Annotated in this window: 25 protein-coding genes; 16 read left to right on the top strand and 9 right to left on the bottom strand. The window is 38.6% G+C overall.

The features are described from left to right. Positions 1–104 precede the first annotated feature (104 nt). Positions 105–1,520, top strand: a complete 1,416-nt coding sequence (locus tag ACF8D3_RS01740) for a DASS family sodium-coupled anion symporter (RefSeq protein WP_004877713.1) — start codon at positions 105–107, stop codon at positions 1,518–1,520. 37 nt (positions 1,521–1,557) lie between these two features. Here the strand turns inward: ACF8D3_RS01740 and ACF8D3_RS01735 are convergent, their stop codons facing one another. Beyond that, positions 1,558–2,352, bottom strand: a complete 795-nt coding sequence (locus ACF8D3_RS01735) for a TIGR03915 family putative DNA repair protein (RefSeq protein WP_392469778.1) — start codon at positions 2,350–2,352, stop codon at positions 1,558–1,560. 2 nt (positions 2,353–2,354) lie between these two features. Further along, positions 2,355–3,617: a putative DNA modification/repair radical SAM protein gene (locus ACF8D3_RS01730; protein WP_392469777.1), complete on the bottom strand. Its 1,263-nt coding sequence runs from the start codon at positions 3,615–3,617 to the stop codon at positions 2,355–2,357. A 183-nt stretch (positions 3,618–3,800) separates the two neighbouring features. On the opposite strand from ACF8D3_RS01730, the gene ACF8D3_RS01725 reads away from it, so the two are divergent. The 6 genes from ACF8D3_RS01725 to ACF8D3_RS01700 all read left to right on the top strand — a co-directional run bounded on the left by ACF8D3_RS01725 (position 3,801) and on the right by ACF8D3_RS01700 (position 10,226). After that, on the top strand, positions 3,801–4,211 hold the full coding sequence (locus ACF8D3_RS01725; protein WP_392469775.1) for a phosphoesterase: 411 nt from the start codon (positions 3,801–3,803) through the stop codon (positions 4,209–4,211). A gap of 112 nt (positions 4,212–4,323) precedes the next feature. Continuing rightward, positions 4,324–5,313 (top strand): glycine--tRNA ligase subunit alpha, encoded by a 990-nt coding sequence (gene glyQ / locus ACF8D3_RS01720; RefSeq protein WP_004660270.1) that lies wholly within the window; start codon positions 4,324–4,326, stop codon positions 5,311–5,313. Continuing rightward, the gene (glyS, locus tag ACF8D3_RS01715; protein ID WP_392469774.1) at positions 5,313–7,382 is read left to right on the top strand and encodes a glycine--tRNA ligase subunit beta; all 2,070 of its coding nucleotides are present in this window, start codon (positions 5,313–5,315) and stop codon (positions 7,380–7,382) included. The genes glyQ and glyS overlap by 1 nt, the downstream gene beginning before the upstream one ends. Before the next feature lie 341 nt (positions 7,383–7,723). Further along, a complete protein-coding gene (locus tag ACF8D3_RS01710; RefSeq protein ID WP_392469772.1) occupies positions 7,724–8,902 on the top strand; it encodes a reverse transcriptase family protein in 1,179 nt (392 codons plus the stop codon). Then, positions 8,889–9,674, top strand: a complete 786-nt coding sequence (locus ACF8D3_RS01705; RefSeq protein ID WP_392469771.1) for a retron Ec48 family effector membrane protein — start codon at positions 8,889–8,891, stop codon at positions 9,672–9,674. The genes ACF8D3_RS01710 and ACF8D3_RS01705 overlap by 14 nt, the downstream gene beginning before the upstream one ends. A gap of 132 nt (positions 9,675–9,806) precedes the next feature. Next, positions 9,807–10,226, top strand: a complete 420-nt coding sequence (locus tag ACF8D3_RS01700) for a hypothetical protein (protein ID WP_392469860.1) — start codon at positions 9,807–9,809, stop codon at positions 10,224–10,226. 51 nt (positions 10,227–10,277) lie between these two features. Here ACF8D3_RS01700 and ACF8D3_RS01695 read toward each other — a convergent pair whose 3' ends face one another. Then, a complete protein-coding gene (locus ACF8D3_RS01695) occupies positions 10,278–11,774 on the bottom strand; it encodes a flavin-containing monooxygenase (RefSeq protein ID WP_392469769.1) in 1,497 nt (498 codons plus the stop codon). Positions 11,775–12,008: 234 nt separating this feature from the next. Between ACF8D3_RS01695 and ACF8D3_RS01690 the strand changes: the two genes are divergently transcribed. Beyond that, positions 12,009–12,422, top strand: a complete 414-nt coding sequence (locus ACF8D3_RS01690) for a hypothetical protein (protein ID WP_392469768.1) — start codon at positions 12,009–12,011, stop codon at positions 12,420–12,422. Positions 12,423–12,519: 97 nt separating this feature from the next. Here the strand turns inward: ACF8D3_RS01690 and ACF8D3_RS01685 are convergent, their stop codons facing one another. Together ACF8D3_RS01685 and ACF8D3_RS01680 are read right to left on the bottom strand one after the other, a co-directional pair. Beyond that, positions 12,520–13,875, bottom strand: a complete 1,356-nt coding sequence (locus tag ACF8D3_RS01685; protein WP_023013798.1) for a S8 family serine peptidase — start codon at positions 13,873–13,875, stop codon at positions 12,520–12,522. Between the two features lie 73 nt (positions 13,876–13,948). Further along, on the bottom strand, positions 13,949–14,257 hold the full coding sequence (locus ACF8D3_RS01680; RefSeq protein ID WP_257735835.1) for a hypothetical protein: 309 nt from the start codon (positions 14,255–14,257) through the stop codon (positions 13,949–13,951). A 612-nt stretch (positions 14,258–14,869) separates the two neighbouring features. On the opposite strand from ACF8D3_RS01680, the gene ACF8D3_RS01675 reads away from it, so the two are divergent. After that, complete coding sequence (locus ACF8D3_RS01675; protein WP_392469766.1) at positions 14,870–15,457, top strand: hypothetical protein; 588 nt, start codon at positions 14,870–14,872, stop codon at positions 15,455–15,457. 54 nt (positions 15,458–15,511) lie between these two features. On the opposite strand, the gene ACF8D3_RS01670 is transcribed toward ACF8D3_RS01675, so the two are convergent. Next, positions 15,512–16,783 (bottom strand): hypothetical protein, encoded by a 1,272-nt coding sequence (locus ACF8D3_RS01670; protein ID WP_392469763.1) that lies wholly within the window; start codon positions 16,781–16,783, stop codon positions 15,512–15,514. Between the two features lie 120 nt (positions 16,784–16,903). On the opposite strand from ACF8D3_RS01670, the gene ACF8D3_RS01665 reads away from it, so the two are divergent. Both ACF8D3_RS01665 and ACF8D3_RS01660 read left to right on the top strand, forming a co-directional pair. Next, positions 16,904–17,677 carry a class I SAM-dependent methyltransferase gene (locus ACF8D3_RS01665; protein ID WP_392469761.1) on the top strand — a complete coding sequence of 258 codons (774 nt, stop codon included), beginning with the start codon at positions 16,904–16,906 and terminating at the stop codon, positions 17,675–17,677. Between the two features lie 29 nt (positions 17,678–17,706). Further along, positions 17,707–18,279, top strand: a complete 573-nt coding sequence (locus tag ACF8D3_RS01660) for a hypothetical protein (RefSeq protein WP_007480637.1) — start codon at positions 17,707–17,709, stop codon at positions 18,277–18,279. Positions 18,280–18,326: 47 nt separating this feature from the next. Here ACF8D3_RS01660 and ACF8D3_RS01655 read toward each other — a convergent pair whose 3' ends face one another. Then, positions 18,327–18,872, bottom strand: a complete 546-nt coding sequence (locus ACF8D3_RS01655) for a hypothetical protein (RefSeq protein WP_392469858.1) — start codon at positions 18,870–18,872, stop codon at positions 18,327–18,329. Between the two features lie 192 nt (positions 18,873–19,064). Here ACF8D3_RS01655 and ACF8D3_RS01650 point away from each other — a divergent pair, with 192 nt between their 5' ends. Next, positions 19,065–19,706 carry a class I SAM-dependent methyltransferase gene (locus ACF8D3_RS01650; protein ID WP_392469758.1) on the top strand — a complete coding sequence of 214 codons (642 nt, stop codon included), beginning with the start codon at positions 19,065–19,067 and terminating at the stop codon, positions 19,704–19,706. Here ACF8D3_RS01650 and ACF8D3_RS01645 read toward each other — a convergent pair. After that, the gene (locus tag ACF8D3_RS01645) at positions 19,703–20,170 is read right to left on the bottom strand and encodes a Holliday junction resolvase-like protein (protein WP_004877736.1); all 468 of its coding nucleotides are present in this window, start codon (positions 20,168–20,170) and stop codon (positions 19,703–19,705) included. The genes ACF8D3_RS01650 and ACF8D3_RS01645 overlap by 4 nt on opposite strands. 130 nt (positions 20,171–20,300) lie before the next feature. On the opposite strand from ACF8D3_RS01645, the gene ACF8D3_RS01640 reads away from it, so the two are divergent. The 4 genes from ACF8D3_RS01640 to yccS all read left to right on the top strand — a co-directional run bounded on the left by ACF8D3_RS01640 (position 20,301) and on the right by yccS (position 25,243). After that, positions 20,301–20,945 carry a ParA family protein gene (locus ACF8D3_RS01640; protein ID WP_192413885.1) on the top strand — a complete coding sequence of 215 codons (645 nt, stop codon included), beginning with the start codon at positions 20,301–20,303 and terminating at the stop codon, positions 20,943–20,945. Positions 20,946–21,062: 117 nt separating this feature from the next. After that, positions 21,063–22,160 carry an AI-2E family transporter gene (locus tag ACF8D3_RS01635; protein ID WP_004877739.1) on the top strand — a complete coding sequence of 366 codons (1,098 nt, stop codon included), beginning with the start codon at positions 21,063–21,065 and terminating at the stop codon, positions 22,158–22,160. A gap of 106 nt (positions 22,161–22,266) precedes the next feature. Then, positions 22,267–22,851: a superoxide dismutase [Cu-Zn] SodC gene (gene sodC / locus ACF8D3_RS01630; protein WP_392469754.1), complete on the top strand. Its 585-nt coding sequence runs from the start codon at positions 22,267–22,269 to the stop codon at positions 22,849–22,851. Positions 22,852–23,092: 241 nt separating this feature from the next. Next, entirely contained in the window at positions 23,093–25,243 is a 2,151-nt protein-coding gene (yccS, locus tag ACF8D3_RS01625; protein WP_392469751.1) for a YccS family putative transporter, read from the top strand. 22 nt (positions 25,244–25,265) lie between these two features. Here yccS and ACF8D3_RS01620 read toward each other — a convergent pair whose 3' ends face one another. Further along, a complete protein-coding gene (locus ACF8D3_RS01620; RefSeq protein WP_392469856.1) occupies positions 25,266–26,495 on the bottom strand; it encodes an MFS transporter in 1,230 nt (409 codons plus the stop codon). Positions 26,496–26,556: the final 61 nt, after the last annotated feature.

Here is a 26,556-nt window from a genome sequence, read left to right as displayed (position 1 = left end):
TTTATTGTGATCGTTAAACTTGGATTTACGCAAGATTGACAGATATTTTAGGTTATCTGGCCACTAGATTTAAGTGGCAATAACAACTCAAATAAGGATATTTTATGAATGTTCCTCACCTTGAAACACCCACCAATGCTATGCCTAAAGGCCTATTGCGCGGTTGGGTAATCATTGCAATTGCGGCATTGCTGTCTTTCGGTTTATATGAAATTCTCCCTTATGAGCAAAATGCCAATAAGGGGCTAAGCTTACTCTTATTCATTGGTATTCTTTGGCTGACTGAGGCCATTCATATCACAATTACTGCGCTGCTAGTTCCTGTGCTTGCCGTTCTTGTCGGTATGCCAAGTGTTGGCAGTGATGGTGAAATCAAAGCTATTACCACCAGCAAAGCGCTGAGTACCTTTGCAGATCCGACCATCTTCTTATTTTTTGGCGGTTTCGCACTAGCAACGGCACTACATGTCCAGAAGCTTGACCGAAAAATTGCAATGTGGATTATTGCCATGTCTCGCGGTCATTTAGGGGTTGCCGTCTTGGCGATCTGTTTAGTGACTGCTGTGCTTTCAATGTGGATTTCCAATACTGCAACAGCGGCAATGATGTTACCGCTTGCACTAGGTTTGCTTTCTCATTTTGATGTGCAAAAAGAGCGTAAAACTTTCGTTTTCATCTTATTGGGGATCGCCTACTCAGCCAGTATTGGTGGTTTAGGTACAATGGTTGGTTCTCCACCGAATGCCATTGCAGCCAAAGCTTTGGGCTATGATTTTGCCGACTGGATGAAAGTTGGCTTACCCATGATGCTTCTTATTTTCCCTGCGATGTTAGTCAGTTTATATCTGATCTTGCGTCCGAAATTGAACCATCGTGTGGAATTTAAAACAGAAAATATCCCTTGGAATCGCGACCGTATTTTGACTATGTTATTGTTCATGGTAACGGCATTGGCGTGGATCTTTGGTAAGAGCGTCAGTGAGCATTTTGGGATTAGCCAACCTGACACTTGGATTGCTGTTTTTGCTGCCTGTCTAGTGGTGATTCTTGGCATCGGGACATGGAAAGATATTGCTGACAACACTGATTGGGGCGTGTTAATGCTCTTTGGTGGTGGTTTAACCCTAAGTGCTGTCTTGAAAGATTCAGGTTCATCACTGGTATTAGGTCAAACACTTGCAAATGCTTTCGGTGATGCCTCTCCGTTCTTGGTCATTGTGATCGTTGCAGCCTTTATTATTTTCTTAACTGAATTTACCAGTAACACGGCATCTGCTGCGTTGCTCGTCCCTGTTTTTGCTGCGATTGCAGATCAAATGGGCTTACCTAAAGAAATTCTGGTAATTGTCATTGGTATTGGTGCTTCATGTGCATTCATGCTACCTGTTGCAACCCCACCAAATGCCATCGTATTTGGTACAGGACATATTCAACAAAGCGAGATGATGCGCGTCGGTTTCGTGCTAAATATTCTTTGTGTTGCACTGGTGTCTATCTTTATTTATTGGTTCTTTGTTTAGCGCAAATTAAAAGCGCTTCGGCGCTTTTTTTATTCTGTTAAATCAACTTTTCATTCAGATAACGCCAATAGCGTTTCGGTAAATATTGCACATGCAATTTAACGTTTTGACGTTCTTTAATGTTGATACTATTAAAATAATCTTTCCAGAGTTGATCATATAATTGTTCTTGCTCATCCAACTGCAATTGAAAACTTTGACTTGCACCACTTGCAAGATTCCGATCAATTTCATTTGCCTCTAATGACACCTCATGAATTTCATGTAAGTCATAGTACAAACCATATTTTCGTTGCTCATCATAAATCAACCAGCATTGATCTTGATAACGACGCTTAAAATGCAGCTGTATCAAAGGAAGTACATTAAAATCAGGTCGCACCAAACTTAAAAATAATCCATCTGTGGTTTTCTTAAAACGGACAAAAGCTTCCATACGATGCTTTTCACGACCGACTTTTTTTGCCCATTGTGCTATTGCCAATACACTCGGATGCGCATAATTTTTTTCAACAGAATGTTGATGACGAAAAACGTAAATACAATAATTAAATAAATGCTGAAACGCATCTAAAGACTCAGATAAATAGGCAAAATAAAATTGTCTTAATGAGGATTGACTCAAGCGCTGCTGTATTGCTGACCAAACACGCTGCGCATGATGTTCATTATTGGGAATCTCAACAACAGTGGAAAATAAACCATGTTGTGCACCTTCATTAAAACAAAGCTGAACTTGAAACTCTTTAAATTGAAAGGCACGAAATACACAATTGAGCAAACCAACCATCGAACCATCAAAATAATAATAAACCATACCATCAGCAGACATGATCAAAATCCTAAGCTTAGCTGAGGTGACAGTTGTTTAACGTATTTGGATGAACCCTGCGTCAAGATTTGTTGACGAATATAATGAGATGACAACTCTTTTTGAAAGCGCGGGCTATCTTCACAACGAATAAAAAATTTTGCTCTGGAATACGCCACACCGAGTTGTTTTAGTAGATCAATATGCACCTTACCAAAACGACGCGCTTGCACGATTTTTTTAGCTGATTTCACGCCAATGCCCGGAATTCGCAAAATCATATGATAATCAGCACGATTCAAATCGACAGGAAACTGTTCAGGATGACGCAATGCCCAACTGAGTTTTGGGTCGACATCTAAATCAAGATGTGGGTATTTTTCATTGACGATTTCATTGACCTGAAAACCATAAAATCGCATCAACCAATCACTTTGATAAAGTCGATTCTCTCGTAGCAAAGGTGGTGCTGAACCGACAGCGGGTAAATAGTTATTCTCGGTATTGATTGGAATGTAGCCTGAGAAATAGACACGCTTTAACTTGAACTCTTTGTAATGTCGATCTGCCATAAATAGCACATCTTGATCAGTCTCTTGATGCGCGCCAACCACCATCTGTGTGGTCTGCCCTGCGGGTACATATTTCGGCACATGCTTAATAATTTGGCGTTCGTCTTTAAGTTGAATCAGTCGATCTCGAACCAATCCTAAATCTTTTTGTACTTCTTGATGTGATTTTTCAGGAGCAAACGCTTTTAATCCAACCTCAGTGGGCATTTCTAAATTGATGCTCATACGATCAGCATAAAGCCCTGCTTCATGAATCAGCTCAGGTGATGCTCCTGGAATAGTTTTGAGATGAATATAGCCATTAAAATTTTCTTCTAGACGTAGTTTTTTCACCACTTGCAGCATCCGCTCCATCGTATAGTCTGCGGATTTAAAAATGCCTGAGCTAAGGAATAACCCTTCAATATAATTACGACGATAAAAATTAATGGTCAGGTCAACCACTTCTTGTACGGTAAATGCAGCACGTTTGACATCATTAGAACGGCGTGACACACAATAAGCACAATCAAAAATACAGACATTACTGAACAAGATTTTCAGCAATGAAACACAGCGTCCATCTTCGGTATAGCTATGGCAAATCCCTGCCCGACTGCCATCGCCTAAACCTTTGTCTTTATTTTTACGGTCACTACCACTAGAGGAACAGGACACATCATATTTAGCTGCGTCCGCAAGAATTTGTAATTTTTCACGAATGCGATCAGACATATCAAACACCTCTGTGACAACATCATTTCAAAGCTAACATTTCATGATTTGAAAATTAAGATTGATAAAGATGTTATGCGTCATGAGGTGACGTGAGGATTTTTCGACTTAAGCTAAATTACTCATCTCAAAACAATGTAATCAATCTATAATATGATCAAGAAAATTCTATCTCGTCCTATAATGAACAATTCTTTATATTTTCTTTCTCTCTTATTTTTAACATTATCACTACCAGCATGTAGCCCAAAGAATGAGCCTGAATTCATTGAAGTAAAAAACCTGAAATCAATTACAAACCCCTATTTTATAAAATATTTTTCTTTAATTAAATATGATAATACTTGTTTTTTAAAGACATCTGCTGTCCTTGAGGATGGAAGCGAAATCAATAAAAGTTGGGGTTTTACCGAGGGTAAAGTATTTTTAGTGGATGACAATACACCGAAAACCCCATCGATTGATACCAATCAAAGTTCGCCTGCTGACCTACAGTTAGATCAATACATCAAACAGATGAAAACGAATCAAGAAATAGGCTATATCAAAAGTTTACTATCAGCCAAAAGTAGAAATGAATGTGGAATAAAATAACATTTTTTTATTTCTAGTCAGAACTTGCTGCCGAAGTGTTTGAAGCCTTTGCACTGCACCCGAAAATCCTTATACTTAACCACAATTTTTGTTTGATTCCAGTGGATGCACCATGAGTCGTGCTATATCGCATATTGATACATTTCAGGGCTTAATTCTTGCCCTACAAAACTATTGGGCGGAGCAAGGCTGCGTCGTATTACAACCATATGATATGGAAATGGGCGCAGGGACATTCCACACTGCAACTTTCTTACGCGCATTAGGCCCAGAAACTTGGAACGCGGCTTATGTTCAACCTTCACGCCGTCCAAAAGATGGGCGTTATGGTGAGAACCCAAACCGTTTACAACACTACTATCAGTTCCAAGTGGTGCTTAAGCCAAACCCAGACAATATCCAACAGCTTTATCTTGATTCGTTAAAAGCGATCGGCATCGATACCCTAACGCACGATATTCGTTTCGTAGAAGACAACTGGGAATCTCCAACACTGGGCGCTTGGGGCTTAGGTTGGGAAGTTTGGTTAAATGGTATGGAAGTGACTCAGTTTACTTACTTCCAGCAAGTCGGTGGTGTTGAATGCTACCCTGTGACTGGTGAAATCACATACGGTTTAGAACGTCTTGCAATGTACCTTCAAGGTGTAGACTCAGTTTACGATCTTGTTTGGACTAAAGGTCAGTTCGGTACAGTCACTTACGGTGATGTATTCCATCAAAACGAAGTTGAGCAATCGACTTATAATTTCGAATATGCACCAGTTGATAAAATGTTTGAGCTATTCGATTTCTATGAAGCTGAAGCATCTCGTTTAATCGAAGCTGAACTACCACTTCCTGCTTACGAACAAGTGATCAAAGCATCACATTGCTTTAACTTGTTGGATGCGCGTGGTGCAATTTCGGTGACTGAACGTCAACGTTACATTTTACGTGTTCGTACTTTGGCGCGTTCAATTGCTCAGAGTTATGTGGCTGCCCGTGCCAAACTTGGTTTCCCAATGGCAGAACCGCATCTACGTGATGAAGTATTAGCGCAGTTAAAAGCACAAGTTGAAGCAGAAGCAGCCCAAGCTGAAAAAGCGAAGGAGAATAAATAATGACAAAGCATACTGTTTTATTCGAACTTGGCTGTGAAGAACTTCCACCAAAAAGCTTAAAAACTTTGCGTGATGCTTTAAAAGCTGAAACAGAAAAAGGCTTAAAAGATGCAGGCTTAAACTTCACTGCAATCGAAGCCTATGCTGCACCACGTCGTTTAGCATTAAAAATTGTTGATATCGATGCGGCTCAAGCAGATACACAAAAACGTTTTGACGGCCCTGCTGTACAAGCTGCCTATGATGCTGAAGGCAAACCGACTAAAGCACTTGAAGGCTTTATGCGCGGTCAAGGCATTACGGTTGACCAGCTTTCAACTTTCCAAGCAGGTAAAGTTGAAAAAGTATGCTTCCTGAAAGATGTCAAAGGTCAAAGCCTTGACGTTTTACTACCGCAAATTTTACAAGCAGCATTGGATAATTTACCAATTGCTAAGCGTATGCGTTCAGCGGCAAGCCGTACTGAATTCGTTCGTCCAGTAAAATGGGTGGTATTGCTTAAAGATGATCAAGTGATTGAAGCAAGCATTCAAGATCACAAAACAGGTAATGTGACTTATGGTCATCGTTTCCATGCGCCTGAAGCTGTTGTTTTGGCACATGCAAACGACTACTTAACAACATTAGAAAATACGCATGTTGTTGCTGATTTTGAAAAGCGCCAAGCGACCATTCAAGCACAAGTCAAAACTTTGGCAGATGAAGTCAATGCCACTGCGATTGTACCAGCAGACTTACTTGATGAAGTGACTAGCTTGGTTGAATGGCCTGTTGCCTTACGTGCGACTTTTGAAGAGCGCTATTTAGCAGTTCCTCAGGAAGCCTTGATTACCACCATGCAGGATAACCAGAAGTATTTCTGCTTAATCAATGCTGAAGGTAAATTACAGCCTTACTTCATTACCGTTTCAAATATTGAGTCTAAAGATCCGACTCAAATTATTGAAGGAAATGAGAAAGTTGTTCGCCCTCGTTTGTCTGATGCAGAATTCTTCTTCTTACAAGACCAAAAGCAACCGCTTGCGTCTCGTAAAGAAAAACTCGCGAATATGGTATTCCAAGCACAATTGGGTACGCTTTGGAATAAATCAGAACGTATTGCTAAATTAGCAATTGCACTATCTCCAATTACAGGTGCAAATGCAGCAGATGCGGAAAAAGCAGCGTTACTCGCTAAATGCGATTTGACCTCTGAACTAGTGGGTGAATTCCCTGAACTTCAAGGGATTGCAGGTACTTATTATGCTCGCCTTGAAGGTGAGAATCATGAAGTTGCTGAAGCTTTAGGTGAGCAATACTTACCTAAGTTTGCAGGTGATGTATTACCACAAACCAAAACAGGTACAACGATTGCGCTTGCAGATCGTTTAGATACGCTTGTTGGTATTTTTGGTATTGGTCAAGCACCAACAGGTTCGAAAGACCCATTTGCATTACGTCGTTCTGCGATTGGTATCTTACGTTTGATCATTGAAAATGAACTCGATGTGACGATTGAAGAGCTGGTTAACTTTGCGCTTCAAGGTTATGGCGACGTGGTTAAGGATCATGACAAGACGCGTGCAGATGCCGTTGCGTTCCTTGAAGGTCGTTACCGTGCTAAGTATGAAGACCAAGGCGTTTCAGTTGATGTGATTCAAGCCGTTCAAGCACTTGCTCCAAAATCTCCTCTTGATTTTGATAAGCGTGTGACTGCGGTGAATCATTTCCGTACTTTGCCAGAAGCGGCTGCATTGGCTGCGGCTAATAAGCGTGTTGCTAATATTCTTGCCAAAGAAGCAACGCCTGAAGGTGCTGTGGTTGAAGCGAATCTGGTTGAAGCTGCTGAAAAAGCACTTTATGCAGAGTTATCAGCTTTAACACCAGTGGTTCAGCCTTTACTTGCTGCGCGTAACTATACTGAAGCGTTATCTAAGCTGGCTGCACTTCGTGCGCCAATTGATGCCTTCTTTGAAGGCGTGATGGTTATGGCTGATGATACTGAATTAAAAGCCAACCGTTTACGTTTATTGGCTCAATTGCGTGATTTGTTCACAGCAATTGCAGATGTGAGTGTTTTGCAGGGTTAAAATGCTTATATAAATGGATAAATATATTAAATATTTATCCATTTTTTCTCTTTTTAGTTGACAGTTTTTCGTTAATTATTCATATTAATATTGCTAAGGCGTTTCGCCCTAAAAATGCAATCGTAGATTTAGAATATTCTTGTCCGCTATGTTACATAGCGCTAGTTATACTAGCTCTTTCCGATTATAGAGGCCATCGAGCATCCTTTGTTCGGTGTCGACCGAAGTCGGATGATAAGTTAAGGCTAAAAGAACAATGGCTGATTCTTGAATATCTCTACGAAGTAGTTTTCATTGTTCTTTTTCCTCTATGATAGAGTAGCCTTAATTTATATCAAAATATGTCGATTCCTGAAAATTTAAAATTTATTTATTTACCTAAAAATAGACTCAATTCTGTAAATTCCTTAGCTAAAATTTTAGAGGTAAATGCTGATGAGTTTATACAAACTGCATCTCAGCAATATAAGTATAAATCAAAGAAAATTCCAAAAAAAAATGGAAAAATAAGAATAATTAACAAACCATCTCCTAGCATAAGAAAAGTGCAAAACTTATTAAACCATCGTTTTATCAGACCTAATATTAAATGGCCTTCTTACATTTACGGTTGTATTCCCAATTCAATTGATACAGAAACCCAATTAATTATCAGAAAAGACTATGTTGCATGCGCTTCAGCACATTGCCAAGCCAAATCTATTTTACATTTAGATATTAGCGATTTTTTTGACAACATATCCAATGTTCATATAAAAAACATTTTTACTAATTTCTTTAACATAAAAAAAGAGGATGTATGTAACAAGTTAACAGAAATAGTTACATACAAAAACTCACTCCCACAAGGAGGTTTAACTTCCAGTTATCTAGCTTCGCTATTATTTTTCGACTCAGAACCATTAATTGTACATAGATTAAACTCGAAAGGTTTAACCTATACACGTCTTATTGATGATATAACACTGTCAACAAAAAAACCTAACTATGATTTTAAGTCTGAAATAATAACTATTAGAAATATGCTAAGTAACTATGATTTACATATAAATGAAGAAAAAATGTATATCGAGCATTTTTCAACAAAACCCATGGTTGTACATAGTTTAAGAGTGGACCAAAAACATCCACGATATGACAAAAGAGAAATCCGAAGAATTCGCACATTGATTCATAACATCCAAGAACAAGCAAAAATCCCGACGTATAGAAATAACTATTTTTATCGGAAGGATTATTATAGATGCATGGGTACAATCAATAAACTAAGCAGAACGAACCAGTATTATCATCGAAATTTTCTAAAAAAAATAATAAAACTTAGCCCTTTACCATGCTTGAAAGATATTAAAAACCTGAACATTCTTATTGAAAAACTAGAGAACACACCAATTGAACATAGAAATTTATTTCATTTTTTAAAAAGAAAAAACATAGCTAAAAATAGAATCTCTTTAATCAAGAAAATTTATACCCATGAAGCAAAAAAATTAGCAGGTAGAATTGATGCACTTAAATAAAATCCCCAATGAGAAATACACCAACTTTATTATAAAGGGTATAATTTTAATATTCTTACTATGTTGTATATTTAGCTTATCGAATTGCATAACCACATATAACTTAGAAATTAAATCAAATAACGAAATATTTATGCCATTTACCAACGAAGGATTAAAAGCAATATATAAGAACTACAGCCTTTCATTTGATATCTTTAAGTTCTGTGCAGCAATAATAATTTTATTCACCACCATTTCAGCAATGATCATAGCTCTTAAAAACTACATATCAGTCACAGAGGTTAATGCATCTATCATAGAATCAAATACTCAAAATTCTGAATTAAACTCGATAACAGCTAAAATTAATTTTTTCAATCACAAACAAACCCATAAACAGTTCTTCTTTGACTTTATAAATCAAAGCATTGATAAGAATAAAATAATACACCAATCTTCAATAGATAAATTCATTCTTTATCATACAATTTTTGAAGAAAAAGACGACAGCTCCATACAAATTAGTGAAAATTTTTCTCAGCTCTTAACAGACCTAAATCATTTGATTGAACTATCAAATGCTGAGTTCACTCACAAAAAGCAGAACTTCTTTTCCAACAAAAACTATCAAGATAAAATCATAATTATATTAAACCCTTACGGTATAAATTTACCAAAATGTTTTAGAAGAGAGTTTTTTGATTTAGAAACTGATGTTCTAATTCTAATTGAGGAAATTGCAGAGGTATTTGGTAATAAACATAAGTTTCCTACTAGAAAATATATCTAGATGAATATATAGATTTTGTTTTTATGATAATAAAATTTGTATCACTTTCACATCACCGACATTCTTTTCTTGAACTTGGCGATAAGCTATAAAACTTGAATTGCAACGTTATTGCCAAAAGGATAAAAGATGATGAAAAAAGTACCTGCTCTGTGTTTAGCGACTGCACTGATCGCATCGTCTTCTCTCTGGGCAGCCGAAACAAATACAACTACGGCGAATGCAAATACTGCAACGGCTGAAAAAACACTCCCTTATGGTGACAATCCTAGCCTCGGTCGAGTATTGCTGTATAAAACAGGTAAAGGGCTACAAAACTTAGGTGATTCAATTCAAGGTGCATCTGAAAACACCTCACAAAAAATGAGTGAGAGATGGAAAAATACCAAAGAATATACCGCTGAACAATCTGAAATCGTTCAGGAACAAACACAAAAAGCCAAACAATACACTGCTAAAAAATGGCAAGACACCAAAGATGCGGTGGTGGGTACAAATGATGGAAATGTTCCTATTGAGCGTGCTGAACTTAGTCAGCCATCATCGAACTAAATAAAAAAACCTCTAATCAAAAGTTAGAGGTTTTTTAATAATAAGAGAGATTTAAGCTGTTTCAGTTTCAAACTTAACCTGATGATCGATCAGATATTCATTTAAATTAAAACGGCTGAGTTGCTGACGCATCTTAAATGTTGTCCACGGCCATACCGTACTATTACGTCCGTTCCGATCAATAAAATAACTCTGACAACCCCCTTTGTTCCAAACCGTGGTTTGTAAAGCCTCTTGTACGCGTTGATTAAACTCAGCCATACGCACAGGATCGGGTTCTATGGTTTTGATATTTTTCTGAATCGCTTGTTTTAACGCGTCCATAATATAAATAAGCTGCGCTTCAATAATAATAAAAGCCGAAGAACTCACCGCGATATTCGGCCCAAACATCAAGAAACCATTCGGACAATCTGCCACCATCGTTCCCATATAACCTTCTGGGCTGCCCTGCCACACATCAGACATGCTTTGTCCATAACGGTTATAGACACGCTGCGCAATTGGCGGTTCAGCCACTTCAAAACCCGTACCGAGAATAATGACATCAGCCTCAAAATTTGAACCATCACTGGCAATTAAGTGCTTGTCTTTGACTTCACTCAACGCCCCTGCGACAACATTGACGTTGTTTTGAGCTAAGGCTGGATACCATTCATTAGATTGCAGAATACGTTTACAACCGATCACATAATTTGGCGTCACTTTGGCGCGTAACTCAGGGTCTTTGATGCCCTGTTTAATATGAAATTCAGCAATACGCTGTACTTGTCGCATCGCAGCATTACTTTGTAAACCACCATTTAAGGTTTCAAAGATGCCATAGACTGAACCGCGCATCACGGACTGAGTGACAGGAATATATTTAAATAAGGTTTGAACAGCACTTGGCAGCGGCATATCAGATTTAGGTAAAATCCAATGTGGTGTACGTTGAAACACAGTAAGTTCTTTGACCAAAGGCTGAATTTGCGGTACAAACTGAATTGCCGAAGCACCTGTGCCAATGACTGCAACACGTTTCCCACTTAAATCCACATCATGTCGCCAACGCGATGAATGGAAAATCTCACCTTTAAAATTTTTCAGTCCTTTAACATTGGGAATGACAGGTTCATGCATTGGCCCACATGCCATAATCGCAAATTGTGAATGAAATTCACCTTGATTGGTTTTAATCACCCAGCACTGTTTCGCATCAGACCAACTTGCTGATAGCGCTTCATGTTGGAAATGTACATGCGGTAAAACTTGGTATTTCTGCGCAGTATTTTGCAGATATTGTTTGATTTCTACTTGCCCTGCAAAGACACGACTCCATGTTGGATTCGGTTCAAAAGAATAGGAATAAAGTGCAGAAGGCACATCACAAGCGCAGCCCGGATAGGTATTTTCACGCCAAACACCGCCGAGTTCATCAGCTTTTTCTAATAAGATAAAATCATGAATACCTGATTCTTTTAGCTTGATTGCAGCCCCTAATCCTGCAAAACCACCGCCAATCACAATGACACGATGGAATGGAATCGTCTTCGATTTCGTATTCATGATCTATTATTTTCCTCACACAAAGCCGAAAACAACATCGCATAAACCCATGAATGGGTCATTATCAGGACTGACCTTTTCGGCGGTCATTTCTGATACAAATTGCAAATGAACTTTGTCTGTTAAAAGAATCTGGTATAAATTTACACTGTAATTTCAAAAACTTCATTGAACTTAACTTTCTTTATCGACACACTTTAAAAAATTGATATGTATAGAACTGGAATTTCGCACATGAAGCTAACACCATTAAAAACAGTTTTATTTTCAATCACAGCAAGCCTTGGTTTTACTGCCTGTTCTATCTCTCCGACTCAAACAACGACATCTTCTCAAGCCTTAGAACAAGTTAAAAATATTGAAGCTACACCATCAACTGAAAACAATGTCGCAAAACTCATCATGCAACCGCAAAACTGTCTGATCGAATTTAAAGGTTATTTTGATGGCGGAGAAGCCGTTGAGCATTGGACATTCAATCAGCAAGGTTTAATTTCTGCGAACTCAACAACGATTCAATACGCTGAACAGGCTCAACCAGCAGCTCAGACTGCCACTGCATTTGATACACAAGATCCAGCAACTCAAGCAAACTTCAAAAAACTACAAAGCAATTTTAGTGCTGAAAATTTAGCGAAGTGCCACTAATTACTGATAAAAAAACTCGCTGCATATTTGGGGGTATGCAGCGAGCTATGGCTTTTCAAATTTACTTTAGATCAATTTAAACTATAAAAAATTAACCTTAGTTTAATGTTAGCCCATTGGTCGCGGCCAACACATCAATACGAGGGAAAATCAAACCAGTACGCGTATCCGTGATTGGTTTCCCTGTTGCTTTCAAACGATTTACAGTTTGATCAATTGTCTCGGCTGGACTGACATTATTAGCACGTAACAATGCAATTGCGCCTGCCACATGTGGTGTCGCTTGCGATGTACCCCCCATGGTATAACCCCCTGCTGTAATCATTGCACCCGGTGCAAGCAACGTTACCAGTGAGCCACCATTACTGAAGCAGGCAACTTTATCTGCTGCGGTCGTTGGATCGGAACATTTCACTGGATTACCCCAAGAAACGCCTCCGATATTCGTATCATACACAGCACCTACTCTCACAGCACCAGCAACACATGCAGGGGATGAGATACCATCAGAAAAGGCATCATTACCTGTAGCAACAACTGGAACAACGCCTGCCGCACGAGCATTTGCAAAAGCAGTTTTGTAACTGCTATTACTACACTCAGATGTATACTTCACCCCAGGAACGCCTAAACTCATATTGACTGCTTTGATGTTATAAGCTTGCGCATTATTCACCGTCCAGTTGATACCCGCCAAAATATCACTATCATTTGCTGAGCTTACCCATTGTCCGCGATATCTAACTTTACTAAAAACATCAATCCCAATAATTTTAGTTTTAGGCGCTACTTTGGAAATAATGCCTGAGACATTACTGCCATGCCCATCATCATCTAGATTATTGTCATCAGCCGCAGCATCAAACGAATAGACGACACGGCAAGTCGATGATGGTGTATTCAATGCAGTACAACCAAAGTCAGAATGTGTATAGTTCACACCTGTATCAATCACAGCTACACTTGTGCCTTCTCCAGTAAAGCCGTTGCTTGCTGTTTGAGGTTGATTGATTAAAGGTAAACTTTCCATCGTCGTCGTATAGTTCTTACGGTTAGGATAGACACCTTTCACCGAAGGATCATTCAACACTTTCGCTAAGGTTTCACGGTTTTGAATTCGGTATAAGCCTAATGGCAATCCATTAAATTCTCGTAAGGTTTGAAAGCCCGCCTCTTTTGTAAATTTATTTTTAAATCGCGCTTTGCCATCAGCAATATAATTTCGCTTTTCTAAGCCTAATGGCATGTTGGCAACATTCATATCGTACTCAATCAGTAAATCATTTGAATCATTACTAACCAGAGCATCGAGATTAATTTTACCTTGTGCAACCTTGCTCACTGCAGCGGAGCTAAGTTGCTGTTTTAATTGCGTTGAGGTTAATGAAGCTGCTGAAGTTGTTGCACTGTAACAAGCGCATAAACCCACCAATAATAATGTTTTATTGTTCACTTTTGGTCTCCATCGTTCTTTTATAAAGAACTTTTGAATCGCTAGCTTTCTTGGGTAAAGAACACTAGATTATTTAAAGTTTTTTAATTTCATTTGCTGGATCTTTTTCTGGATCGATTGGTTGAATCGAGGGATCACTTTTTGTGTCGTAAAATATCACCTCCTCTTGAGCAGCTGCATGTTTACGAGACAAACTAGATACCGTGTTTTTATTGGTTTCCTCCTGTTTAGTTAGACGGGTTGCAACAGGTGCAGAGTTTTCACCCTTCATCTGATAGACAGCCACATCATCAACTGACGTTAACGGGTCTTTTGGTTTGAAATACAAGACCATTACACCCAACCCAATCAGTAAAAGTAGAAATGCCGCAATCATTTTCATTTAATTTCTCCTGCGCTTTATTTACTGACTTTGCTTCGGTTTTTAATTATTTTTCTTAAAAACCAATCTGTATTTAATTTTAAAATTCACATTAAATTTCACATTTATAATTAAATCATCACTCCTTATTTAGTTATTCGAATCAAATATTCATTTGAATTTTTATACTGCATTAGGCTTTTCTTAGGGAGATGCAGCCAAAAGTAAAAATTTCTTTGCAAAAAAGTATAACGCATATAAAAAGTGCAATAAATATTCAATATATTTATACCAAGCAATAAAAATGCCAGTTTATTTTTCGTTTTTGTGGCAACTAAAAATCTACTTATTTATTCAATAGTTGTACTTTTATAATCAATCACCTAATTTTATATGAAAAGAAAAAAATAGTGTGAAGCAGATTCAAAAACAATCTAATTTATTCAAAATAAAAATATATTTTTCACATACTTAAGGATGCAAATGATCTCCACAATTTCCCCCTAGAGTGTTTTTAAGCTGTAATCTGGTTGTAAAGTTTTGCTGAAATCCGTACTTTTCCAAATTTTGCTCGTTATGATGCAGTTGCGTTCATGAAGTGCCACAACATGGTACATCTCTAAAGGAAATCGCATGAAGAAAATGATCAAAACAGCTATCGTGACAACAAGTATTCTCGCTTCTGCTTCTATTTTTGCACAAAACGTTGGAATGAATGCCAATGGCTCAGCTCAAGTTAATGTCCAATCTGGAGGTTTAATCCAAGGCGTAACTGGTGCAGTGAAAAATACCGCTCAAGGCGTAGGTCATGCCGCTCAACATGTTGGTCATGCTGCTGTAAATACTGGAGTGCAAGCCTCTCAGACAACGATTGGAACAGCAACCAATATAGGGTCTAAAGTGATCCATACTACAGGCACTGCGGTCAAAAATACCAAAGACTACACTGTTGAAAAAGCCGTTGATGGCAAAGCGTTTGCCGCTGAAAAAACAGCAAATGTCAAAAAACGTATTGAAGATAAACAAACTAACGCGAAGGCTGTGAACTTAGAAGTCCAAAGCAATGCCAAAGCGCAACTCAACAATAAGACTGCCGCAATCAATGCCAAAACTGGCCTACAAGCAGACAAGAAAAATCTGCAAACAGGTGCAAATGTCGGTGTTAAAGTGCTCGGCGTAAATGCAAATGTGAATACCAATGCTAAAGTTGGCGTGAAATAACTCTTTATGATGTTGCAAAAAATCCCCTTGTTTGATCAAGGGGATTTTCTATTTTTAGCAAAGCTGTAATTTACTTTGCTCTTCTGCGCCACTCTCTACAAAGTGACTAAAACCCTGTTCATCACAGCTTAAGGTCAGCTGCTTATAGCTCATGCTGCAAAAACCTTCATATTGCTTAAATACCAAAGGTGACTGATCCAAAGGAAGTACCTCATGCTCAGGGATCAATTTATGAATCCCACGATCATTCATGGTCAATAAATAGTTTTCTCCATTCAACTCAAGTTTCAACAAACTATTGGCTTGAACAGTTAAAGGAACTAAATACTGTGAATTCTCTGCAATAATGTCCGCCGCATAGCATTCAAGCTTTAAACTTACCAAGTTAAACACAAGAAATGTCTGCTCAGTCGTTTTGACATTCGGAGATTGTACTGTTGCTTGTTGCGTCTGATGAAGTTGAATGCCCAGTTTATGCAAATTCTGAACTGTGCCCTGCTTTAAGTTAAACAGTTGTTGCACCAGTTTTTGTTTTAGAACAGCATCAAAATAACGCTCATCTAGCGCTAAATCTTGATTTTCTAATATCTTCAATAATGCCTGCGGATGTCGCGGCAATAATGCATCAAGTACATGACGATAATAGAATTTGCTTTGTTTTTTCACTTCTCGGACACGCTTATAGAAATAAGTGATGTCAAAAGGCTTCTCAACAAAATCATTGAGCAACTGTGAACTTGCCAAGACAGCTAATGCTTCATGCCCTGTAAAAGGCAAATGAATCACATGCATCTTTGGTAGCAAAGGTTTTATCTTTAAGAAATGCTCTTTATCTTCAGCAAAATAAGGATCGTAAACAATCAAATATTCACGATTCGAATCCACTTCATCCGCCTGAATTTGCATGTCCTGATGGATAGATGGATCAAAAAACTCTGCATAACGGCGATCTTGGACAACATCTGGATCAATCGAATATTGTGGAACAAAAGCCACGATTTTCTGCATATTCAAAAGTTTTGAATACTTAATCGCCGCATAGCCGCCCATTGAGCCGCCATAACCCACAATTCCTTTAAATTGTTGCAAGATCGGCTGCACATATTGCTGCATTTGCAACATGCTACTTTTAGGGAACCATGATTTGAGTTTCGGCATGATGCCGATAACATTGTACTGATATTTTATTAATGATTTTTCAGCATTAATTGACATGCCTTTCGCTCGACTAATCAAATCGCCGAACGAAATCACCAAAGTGTCACTTGAACCTTTTAAAAAAATAACGCGAATGTGTTCATCTTCAAATAATATTTGCTTATCCATGCTCACACTAAAAATTGATTTTAGGTCTGTAGCAAAAAGGCATCAAATGATGGCTTTGCCAAACCCTAATTGCGGAGTATCTTATTTTATAGAGATAAGACAGATTAAAAAGCGCAAAAAATGACACAATCCCTGCATCCAGCTGCTCAAAAAGGCTTTAGTTTAGGTGCTGAACTGTACCAACAAGTTCGCCCCAGTTACCCACAAGAAATCGCCTTTTGGCTGCAAGATCGACTCAAAATAGATGAAACTTCCACTGTTGTTGATCTCGGTTCTGGGACTGGCAAATTCTTACCTTACCTCAATCAAACGCAAGCAAATGTCATCGCAGTTGAACCTGTTGCTGCAATGTTGCAACAACTTCAACAAGCACATCCACAGGTGGAGTCCGTACAAGCGTTTAGCCACCAACTTCCATTTTCATCCGCTTCAATCGATGCTGTGATTTGCGCTCAGTCATTTCATTGGTTTGCAAATATAGAAACCTTAACCGAGATACATCGTGTCTTAAAACCTGCAGGTCAACTTGGTCTGGTCTGGAATCAGCGCGATACCAATGTTAATTGGGTAAAGGCCTTAGCTGATGAAATTGCACCCTTGGAAGGCGATACTCCTCGGTATCACAGTGAGCAATGGAAAAAAGTATTCGAGCAGCAAACACTATTCAAACTGATTGAGTTAAATACTTTCCAACTTTTGCATCATGGGACAGTGGAACAAGTGGTCAGCAACCGACTACTTTCAACTAGCTTTATTGCAGCAATGCCTGAAATAGAACAACAACGTTTAAAAGCAAAGTTTGAACAAATTATATTTGATTTTACAGGCTTAACTGCGCAAGATCAGATTGATTTCCCATATACCACTTATGCTTATCAATTTCAGAAAGCTTAAATAAATTAAATTACCAATCGAGTTGTTCTATGCCTCATTTAAAAACGACATTTGCACTGACTTGTATGCTTAGCTCAGTACTGCTACTCAGTGCGTGTAATAAAGACCCTGAACCTACCGTTAATAAAGATAATCAAACAAACTCAGTGAATGATGCAATAGGGCAATTAAATCAAACCCCGATCAAACCATTCCCTGCTACAGCTGATGATGCACATGATATTGCGATCCTTGATGATTACGATCGTCGCTTTACAGACATGAGCGATAGTATGGAAATCGAATTGGCTAAAATGAAAGAGGCCAATACCTTAACACCTGAGTTCGAACAGCAACGCCAAAAAGACAATATCAACTCAGCACTGGTGATGCTCAAAGATTTAGAACTAAAGACAGAACAAGGTCGTTACATCCAAGGTCTACTCTATGATTATTGGGAAAACCAAGCCAAAGTTTTACAGCAAGCAACACAATCATCGTCCACACAAAATGTAGATACAGCCAAGCAAGTCGATCATTTGAACGAATACCTGCATGCTCAAAGCCAATTACATCATTGGAGAAGTTCACTTGCTCCTGAAGCCAAAATGCAAGCTGAGTAAAACCAAATAAAAAAGAGGGATCTGCCCTCTTTTTTAATTTATATATTTTAAATTTTCTGCTTTTCAATCCATTGAATCGAATTCACACGGAATAACTCACAAGCACCATCACCTGTGTCAGTCGGCGATAAAGAGGATTTCCAAACTAAATCTTTATCTCGAACCTCAACCAACTCGCCTTTTAATTGTACCAAATCACCACGTTTAACTTGCTTAATCTGCTGTGCGATCTCGGGATTGGCAGGAATAATGTGCATATTCGAGACCATTTGCATCGCGATATCTGTTGGAACTGGCACCTTATCCATTTTCCAATTTAGATAACGATCATATTGATTCACTGAAATGGTACGAGCAATATCAGGATTGGCAAATAATCCCCAACTCACCGCGTAGTCAATCGGAGAAAATTTCGCTTGTTCGTCATCCTGATACACTTTTGAACCTAAAATTCGAAAATTGCCATAAAACGGTTGTAATACAGAGATAGACTGATCTTTGGCAACAGGTAGCAATCCATTTGCAATGTTGTATTCAATATCGCTTTTAGATGCATGTGCCTGTCCAATTACAGCAACCATGCATAAACTCATCCATAGACGTTTTTTCATGGCTTATACTTCCTCAAAAATGTTGCAGAGTGCAAATAAATTCATCATTAATTTCATAGTATGCTTAGATGGTGAAAAAAAGTGCTTTTTTTAGTAACAATCAAAATCACTTTAGTCATATTTTTGTGCTTCTATTTTGCTAACTTATTTTTAAAAATCTAAAAATGGATTTCCATGATTTATCAATTTTATCAGCGTCGAGTCTTTCCTCATCTTCTGAACCAAGTCATGCAAACAGCGAGTTTGATGGACAAGCGTCGTGAATTATTACTCCCGATTGAAGGCGAAGTACTAGAAATAGGATTTGGAACAGGTCTGAATATTCCTTTTTATGGCAACGTCGATACGCTCTATGCTCTTGAGCCAAACCCTGATATTTATCACCTTGCAGTTGAACGTGTGCAACATGCGCCGTTCAATGTAAAGCATGTGCAATCAAGTGCTGAGAAGCTTCCATTTGCCGATGCATCTTTAGATCACATCGTATCAACATGGACCTTGTGTAGTATTCCTCAACTTGATCAAGCCTTAGCTGAAATCTACCGTGTGCTTAACCCCAAAGGTACATTTCATCTGGTTGAACACGTTAAACATCCCGACTCGGTCAAGATTCAGTCCTTACAAACACTACTTACCCCGATTCAAAAACGGATTGGTGACGGTTGCCATCTGAATCGAGATATTGAGCGAAGTTTGGCTCAAGCCAAATTTAAATTTATCGAAAAGCAATACTTTGATGCTGAAGGCATTCCTGTGATTGCACAAAAAATGTTATTGGCGCGCGTACAAAAAATTGATTTGGATCAGCTTTCTTAATCTTGAAAATCAATACGCAAGGTTTCGAATCGAATTCGTCCTTCACGCACCGCTTGAGCAATCGCTTGCTGACCTTTGCTCAAGCGCGCCCCACCACTTTTAATATCTAATAAAATGACTTCAATATCTTCCGCTTCGCCATCTCCATCACGGAAATCGGTATAGCCATCAAAGATCACATAATCAACGGGATCACCTAAGAATTTGGCGTCACTGGGTAAATACTGAAACTCAGGCAAGATCGGTGCAAATTGCTCAGCCATTTTCCCTTTGAGCACTGCTCGGCTAGTATTCACACTACGTTTTTGCGCATCTAATAATGCTTGCTTATGTTCTAACTCTAACTCAGCAATATATTTTTCGTATTCTGCTTGGATACGTCCATTTCGGGTATTGGATAAAATAATGGTCGTGATTACCACTCCAATACACGCCCCAATCAGCATAGCCAGCCAAACCGACATAAAAAACTTCCTTTACTGCAACCTCGCTATTTAACTGCAACATTAAACTTTTGTCATGTGTAACACACTCGCGTAAAAAAGATGCTAAGGTATAGTGGAATACGAAACATTTGTTAAAAAATCTAAGTTCATGAAGACAATATTAATTGCGAATCAAAAAGGTGGTTGTGGCAAAACCATGACAGCGATTACCCTCGCTACAGCATTATCACAAAAGGGTTATAAAGTTGCGTTAGCCGACGCCGACAATCAAAAATCATCATTACAATGGTTGAAACAAAGACCTAATACGGTCGCTCAAATTCAAAGCCTTGATTGGCGTCATGAAAAATCTATCGGCGAAGCTCCAAAACACTTAGATTATTTAATTATTGATGCACCGGGTGCATTGTCTGGTGAACATGCTGAACAACTGATCAGTGAATCGCATGCCATCGTGACACCACTGCAACCGTCTTTCTTTGATATTGATAGTACCCGTCGTTTCTTAAAACACTTACAAGACATCAAACGTATTCGTAAAGGTAAAGTTCAAATCTTATTGATTGCAAATCGTGTGAAACCGAATAGTGCAAGTTCTAAAGACATTCAGGACTTTTTTACCAAAATCGAGCAAGAACCTGTTGCATGGATTTCAGAACGTAGCGCATACGGAACTTTAGCGATGCAAGGCTTGAGTATCTTTGATAAATCACAGAAAAACTTTGTGACGATTCAGAGCCAATGGCAACCTGTTTTAAACCAATTGGTTGATGATCCAAGCGAGTGGTTTTAAGCTTTGCAACGAAAGGTAATCTTTTGATATTAAATCTTAAAATCAAGAAATGAAAATTTCACTATATGGCTTTTTCAGTTAATATGGATTGATTCAATTTCTAGCACTGAGAAAATCATGGTGCAACAATACGCTTCCACATTACAACGCGTTTTGCTGTTTGGACTGTTCTTTGTCTTAATGTTTTTGGGATTTAGTATTCTTAAATACTTTATTGTCCCTGTGCTTTGGGCAGCAATCATTGCCTATATGACTTGGCCTGTATATCTATGGGTACAACGTCGTTTTTTTGGTGAGAACCGCCCCACGCTCAATGCCACGATTATGATCACCTTGGTCATACTCGTGATTGGAATTCCTTTTATTTTTGCAATTTTCATGCTGCAATTAGAAGGTCGTAATTTATATTTTAATTTACAAAAACAGCTTTTTTCAGGGCATGTTCAAGTTCCTGACTTTATTAAAAACCTTCCGATTATTGGCAAGGACATTAGCCGTACCATTAGTGAATTAAGCAGCGATCCGAATAGTATTACCAAGAATGTTGCTGAATGGATTCAAAGCCATCTCAGCTATGGTCGATTTGTCCTCAGTGAAATCAGCCGCAATTTGGTTAAATTGACCTTTGCCATCATGACGCTGTTTTTCTTCTATCGTGATGGGCAAATGATTTTGTCTCAGGTCAGCCGTGCTTTAGAAATGGTGATTGGGCCGCGTGTCCATCATTATTTAGATACCATTTCTGAAACCACTCGTGCTGTGGTCTATGGTGTGGGTCTAACCGCTGTTGCACAAGCACTCCTTGCAGGTCTAAGTTATTTTGTTGCTGGCGTACCCAACCCAATGCTACTGACCTTCGTCACCTTTATCTTAGCTTTAATTCCTTTTGGTACACCTATTTCTTATCTTGGCGTTGGACTTTGGTTATTCTCACAAGGTCAAACCGTTGAGGCAATTGGTGTCGTGACTTGGGGTATCTTGATCGTCAGTAGTGCGGATAATGTCATCCGTCCACTGGTGATCTCAGGGGCAACTAAAATTCCATTCCTACTCATCATGTTTGGTGTATTAGGCGGTATTGCTAGTTTTGGCTTGGTTGGTTTATTTATCGGCCCTGTTATTTTGGCAATCTTACTGGCGATCTGGCGTGAATGGTTACATGAAAATGTACAAGAACCTATCGCTGCCATTGAAGCACCCCCAGAATCGAAATAGGGTTTTCTTTAGACCATTAATCATTTGATAACGAATCTCACTTGCGAGTTGTTCAATACTTTGTTTGAATCAAGATGATAAAGACAATAGACAAGGACAACTCGCGATGTTTTCAACATTACCTAAACTTTCTTTTTTGACCGCAGTGATCTTAAGCTTAACTGCATGCTCATCAGCACTTATCGATAATAACGCCACCGCAAAAATTCAGAAACAAAGCACAACCAATGATCAAAAGCATTTGATCCCTGTGCATCTTGTCAGTGCGGATGGTGTAGGTGCATCAATTGGTACAATCTCTTTTCAAGAAACGCCAAAAGGTTTGCTCATCACGCCTGCTTTATGGAAACTTTCTCCAGGTGAGCATGGCTTTCATATCCATGAAAATGCATCCTGTGATGCTGCAATCAAAGATGGAAAAATGGGAGCTGCACTGGCTGCTGGCGGTCATTTAAATCCTGAAAATATCGCACATCATGGTACTCCCCAAAACGGTCATTTAGGTGATTTACCCGTATTAGTTGTGAATGAAAAAGGTTTTGCTGCAACACCTGTGATTGCGCCACGTTTAAAAATGGCAGATGTCCAAGGACGTGCGATTATGATCCATGCGGGTGGCGATAATTATTCGGATAGTCCACTTCCACTTGGCGGTGGTGGTGCTCGCATCGCATGTGGTGTGATTAAGTAAATCTTTGCTGTGGGTATCTGTTAAGTTATCCACAGCTTAGCTGTTTTGTAGTCACATTTACCCCAAAGGCTCACGATTTTTAAAGAAAATAAAACTGCGCATGAATTTTGCATAAGATTATTATTTGAAAGTTCAATTAATTAATCATGCTAAAACTGAGTGCAAATTGCTTACCCTGTGCGACTTCCTTTTGGGAAGTTTATTCGTATGATCAACTTAAATAAATTAAAGAACAATAATCGTGAAAAACTTCGCCCAGATATTTAATCATTTTCGCTCTAATTCTATTTTGTTGTATTGCCTACAAATTTTGATCGTACTGTGCGGCACTACATTGGTTCTCCATCACCTAGGACTTGGACAGTTCATTGTTCCAGTGACTTTGGGTGCGATTGCTACGGCACTGACTGACTTTGATGATCGCTTGAGTATTCGTTTGCGGAATCTGCTCTATGTCTGCATTTTATTTTTTAGTGTCAGCACAATTTTAGAGTTTCTCGCACCTTACAAATTTTGGTTCATTGTTTATTTAAGCGTATCAAGCGCAGCACTCATTCTAATGGGCGCTTTAGGTCAACGTTACGCTACCATTTCTTTTGGCACAATTTTACTGTCGATTTACACCATGTTTGGGCTGGGTGAATATCCACATTGGTATCAGCAACCGAGTTATTTTGTGCTTGGCGCAATTTGGTATGGCCTGACTTCGATTGTATTTTTTATTATTCGCCCCACCCTCCCATTACAAGAAAAGATCTCTGCAATTTTCAAAGATATTTCCGTGCTTTTACATACTAAGGCACGCTTATTTGATCCAGATAATATTGATAATGTTGAAAGCTTACTATTTGAGTTATCACAGAAAAATACCCAAGTCGTGAATAGCTTAAATCAAGCCAAAAACTCACTTCTCACTCGTTTAAAAGCATCTCGCGTCAATAACACCAGTATTTATTGGCTCAACTTATATTATTTTGCCCAAGATATGCATGAGCAAGTCACTTCAAATTATCTGCATTATGAAAAAATTCATCAGAATTTTAGCCGCAGTGATTTGATTTTCCGTATTCAAAAAAATATGCATCTGCAAGCGGTGGCTTGTCGTGATTTAAGCCAAGCTATTTTACATCATCAAGTGTATCAACCGAGTTCGGAGGCGATGGCGGCTTTAAAAAATCTCGAAGATTCCATGCAAGATTGGGTACAACAGCACCCTGATAATATCGAGGTGAAAAATCTGGAACTAATTTTAAATAATTTAAAAAGTGTGCATGAACAATTTGCACAATTACAATTTAGTCAAAACATCGAACATCATGCCGCAGAACAACACCAAGATCATCTCAATTTACTGGATGATGACATTCAAGGTGCACAAGACTTTATTTTAAAAATCAAACAACAGCTTAGTCCACAATCAGCGTTATTTCGTCATGCCGTGCGTCTTGCGGTTGTGTTTGCAATTGGTTACGTGATTTCCTTGTTACCATTTGCGCAAAATGGTTATTGGATTTTGCTCACCAGTTTATTCGTGTGCCAAATTACTTATTTTGCAACCAAAAGTCGTTTAAAACTCAGAACGATTGGAACATTGCTTGGAGTTCTGCTGGGTGTACCGATTCTATATTTTGTGCCGAGTGTTGAAGGACAACTCATTATTACCGTGATTTGTGGGGTGTATTTTTTCTATTTAAGACAAAAGAAATATGCACTGGCAACGGTCATGGCCACTTTGATGGTATTATTGATTTTTAATTTAAAAGGCGCGGGTTTTAGTATTATCGTACCGCGTATTATGGACACACTCATCGGCTGTGCCATCGCTTGGTTAGCCGTTAACTTCATTTGGCCTGACTGGAATTTCCGTAATATTTCCAACAATATTAAAAAGAGTAGCCAAGCCACACTGCAATATTTGCACTTAGTGATCCAGCAATATCATCACGGACGGGAGCAGAACTTAGCTTATCGCACCACACGGCGTGCCGCACATAATGCTCAAATTGAATTATCGAATATGATTTCCAGTTTGAGTACTGAACCTCAACCAAACCAAGAACTCATTCAACACGCCTTTCGTTACTTAGTTTATAGTCACAGTCAGCTCAGTTATGTGTCTGCATTAGGACATCAAAGAGAAAAAATTGAAGATCCTAAAGCACTCGAACTATTAAATCGTATAGAGAACTTATTGAATCAAACATTGCTGCAACAAGTACCTATTCCAGAACATTATCTCGACCACTTATTAAAAGATATTGAACATTTACATCAACAAAAACAGGTCTCTAGCAAGCATCAATTATTACTAAAACAAATGACCCTATTGCTAGAGACCCTGCCAGAACTCGTAGTTTTAAAAAACAAACTACTCGAACTGGAAATTAAATAATGCTGCAATTAACCATTTAAAGTTAATTCAATCCTTGTTGCTGACGAACTTGCATGTGCTGCAACAAGACTTGACGTGGGGTGCTAAACCAAATCGCGATCAATGCAAAGCTGACTAAAGCGAATGCCCATATATGGAAATGTGTATATAACACACGAACCAGTTCAATGATCACAAAGAAACTTATCATCAATAACATCGATACGGATGCAGCAACCGTTCCTTTCGAAACTTCAGAAGACATCAAGGCAAAACGATACATCACTGAGAAACTAATCCCTTCACCGAAGCTGATCAACGTCATTCCAATCAATAAACAAGGAACAAGATAAGCGTTCCAGATCACACCAGCGATCAAGAATAACGTGCCGAGAAACATGATCGGTAAGCCCATCAAAATGGTCTTGCCTAATTCAAAACGGTCAATAATTTTGATTAAAACGATATTTCCTGCAATTAAACCAAAGAACACAGGGAATTGCGCTAGACCATACTGCACACTACTCAGTTTTAATTCATCAACTAAGATAATCGGCGATAAGGCAATCCATAGCATCAACGGCATACTCACCAAAGGCAGCGCTAAGGTAAACCCTAAAAATTGACGGTCAGTAAAGACTTTTTTAAAGTCATCAAACATATAGCTGAACGGTTGTTTGGCACGACTTTCCTGATGAGCTGGCATAAATTTATTTAAGCCAAACCAACTCAAGAAAGACACCAACGCAATCGCTACAAAACCCCAATGCCAAGACACATAATCAATTAAGAATGCACCTAAGACAGGACCGAGTAAGGGTGCTAATAACGAAATATTCGCCATTAAAGCCATCACTTTAATTGCATCACGCTCAGCAAAGGTTTCCTGAATCGCAGCATAACCAACTGCTGAAATGACAGTTAATCCAATCCCTTGTAAGAAACGCAAGGCAAGAAACTGCTCAATATTATGGGTCAGTAAAATGAGCAAGCAACAGATCGTGAAAAATGCCACACCCGCCAATAATACTTTCTTTCGGCCGAGACGATCTGATAATGGCCCTAACAACCATGCGACACTCGCGCCACCTAACAAATAAAATGACATCGACGAAGGTGCCCACGTTGCACTCACACCGAATTGTTCTGTAATCGCCAGCATCGCTGGCTGGATCAAGTCATTACCGATATAAACTGAAAACTCAAATAGCACCAAGGCTAAAGGAAACATGAGCGTTATACGGTTTAACGTCATATTCTGATTATTCGTCATCATGTTGTATTCACAAAAATAACCAACTGGCGTTCATCCCATTTTCAACAAACGAAAACAG

Source organism: Acinetobacter sp. YQ_14 (assembly GCF_043102985.1).
Lineage (GTDB): Bacteria > Pseudomonadota > Gammaproteobacteria > Pseudomonadales > Moraxellaceae > Acinetobacter > Acinetobacter venetianus.
Note: the sequence above shows the minus strand (reverse complement) of the source record. Positions and strands in the feature narration are given on the sequence as shown.

Coding starts and splice junctions, on each gene's coding strand:
- ACF8D3_RS01740 (WP_004877713.1), top strand. CDS start 105: ATGAATGTTCCTCACCTTGAAACACCCACCAATGCTATGCCTAAAGGC.
- ACF8D3_RS01735 (WP_392469778.1), bottom strand. CDS start 2,352: ATGTCTGCTGATGGTATGGTTTATTATTATTTTGATGGTTCGATGGTT.
- ACF8D3_RS01730 (WP_392469777.1), bottom strand. CDS start 3,617: ATGTCTGATCGCATTCGTGAAAAATTACAAATTCTTGCGGACGCAGCT.
- ACF8D3_RS01725 (WP_392469775.1), top strand. CDS start 3,801: ATGAACAATTCTTTATATTTTCTTTCTCTCTTATTTTTAACATTATCA.
- glyQ (WP_004660270.1), top strand. CDS start 4,324: ATGAGTCGTGCTATATCGCATATTGATACATTTCAGGGCTTAATTCTT.
- glyS (WP_392469774.1), top strand. CDS start 5,313: ATGACAAAGCATACTGTTTTATTCGAACTTGGCTGTGAAGAACTTCCA.
- ACF8D3_RS01710 (WP_392469772.1), top strand. CDS start 7,724: ATGTCGATTCCTGAAAATTTAAAATTTATTTATTTACCTAAAAATAGA.
- ACF8D3_RS01705 (WP_392469771.1), top strand. CDS start 8,889: ATGCACTTAAATAAAATCCCCAATGAGAAATACACCAACTTTATTATA.
- ACF8D3_RS01700 (WP_392469860.1), top strand. CDS start 9,807: ATGAAAAAAGTACCTGCTCTGTGTTTAGCGACTGCACTGATCGCATCG.
- ACF8D3_RS01695 (WP_392469769.1), bottom strand. CDS start 11,774: ATGAATACGAAATCGAAGACGATTCCATTCCATCGTGTCATTGTGATT.
- ACF8D3_RS01690 (WP_392469768.1), top strand. CDS start 12,009: ATGAAGCTAACACCATTAAAAACAGTTTTATTTTCAATCACAGCAAGC.
- ACF8D3_RS01680 (WP_257735835.1), bottom strand. CDS start 14,257: ATGAAAATGATTGCGGCATTTCTACTTTTACTGATTGGGTTGGGTGTA.
- ACF8D3_RS01675 (WP_392469766.1), top strand. CDS start 14,870: ATGAAGAAAATGATCAAAACAGCTATCGTGACAACAAGTATTCTCGCT.
- ACF8D3_RS01670 (WP_392469763.1), bottom strand. CDS start 16,783: ATGGATAAGCAAATATTATTTGAAGATGAACACATTCGCGTTATTTTT.
- ACF8D3_RS01665 (WP_392469761.1), top strand. CDS start 16,904: ATGACACAATCCCTGCATCCAGCTGCTCAAAAAGGCTTTAGTTTAGGT.
- ACF8D3_RS01660 (WP_007480637.1), top strand. CDS start 17,707: ATGCCTCATTTAAAAACGACATTTGCACTGACTTGTATGCTTAGCTCA.
- ACF8D3_RS01655 (WP_392469858.1), bottom strand. CDS start 18,872: ATGAGTTTATGCATGGTTGCTGTAATTGGACAGGCACATGCATCTAAA.
- ACF8D3_RS01650 (WP_392469758.1), top strand. CDS start 19,065: ATGATTTATCAATTTTATCAGCGTCGAGTCTTTCCTCATCTTCTGAAC.
- ACF8D3_RS01645 (WP_004877736.1), bottom strand. CDS start 20,170: ATGTCGGTTTGGCTGGCTATGCTGATTGGGGCGTGTATTGGAGTGGTA.
- ACF8D3_RS01640 (WP_192413885.1), top strand. CDS start 20,301: ATGAAGACAATATTAATTGCGAATCAAAAAGGTGGTTGTGGCAAAACC.
- ACF8D3_RS01635 (WP_004877739.1), top strand. CDS start 21,063: ATGGTGCAACAATACGCTTCCACATTACAACGCGTTTTGCTGTTTGGA.
- sodC (WP_392469754.1), top strand. CDS start 22,267: ATGTTTTCAACATTACCTAAACTTTCTTTTTTGACCGCAGTGATCTTA.
- ACF8D3_RS01620 (WP_392469856.1), bottom strand. CDS start 26,495: ATGACGAATAATCAGAATATGACGTTAAACCGTATAACGCTCATGTTT.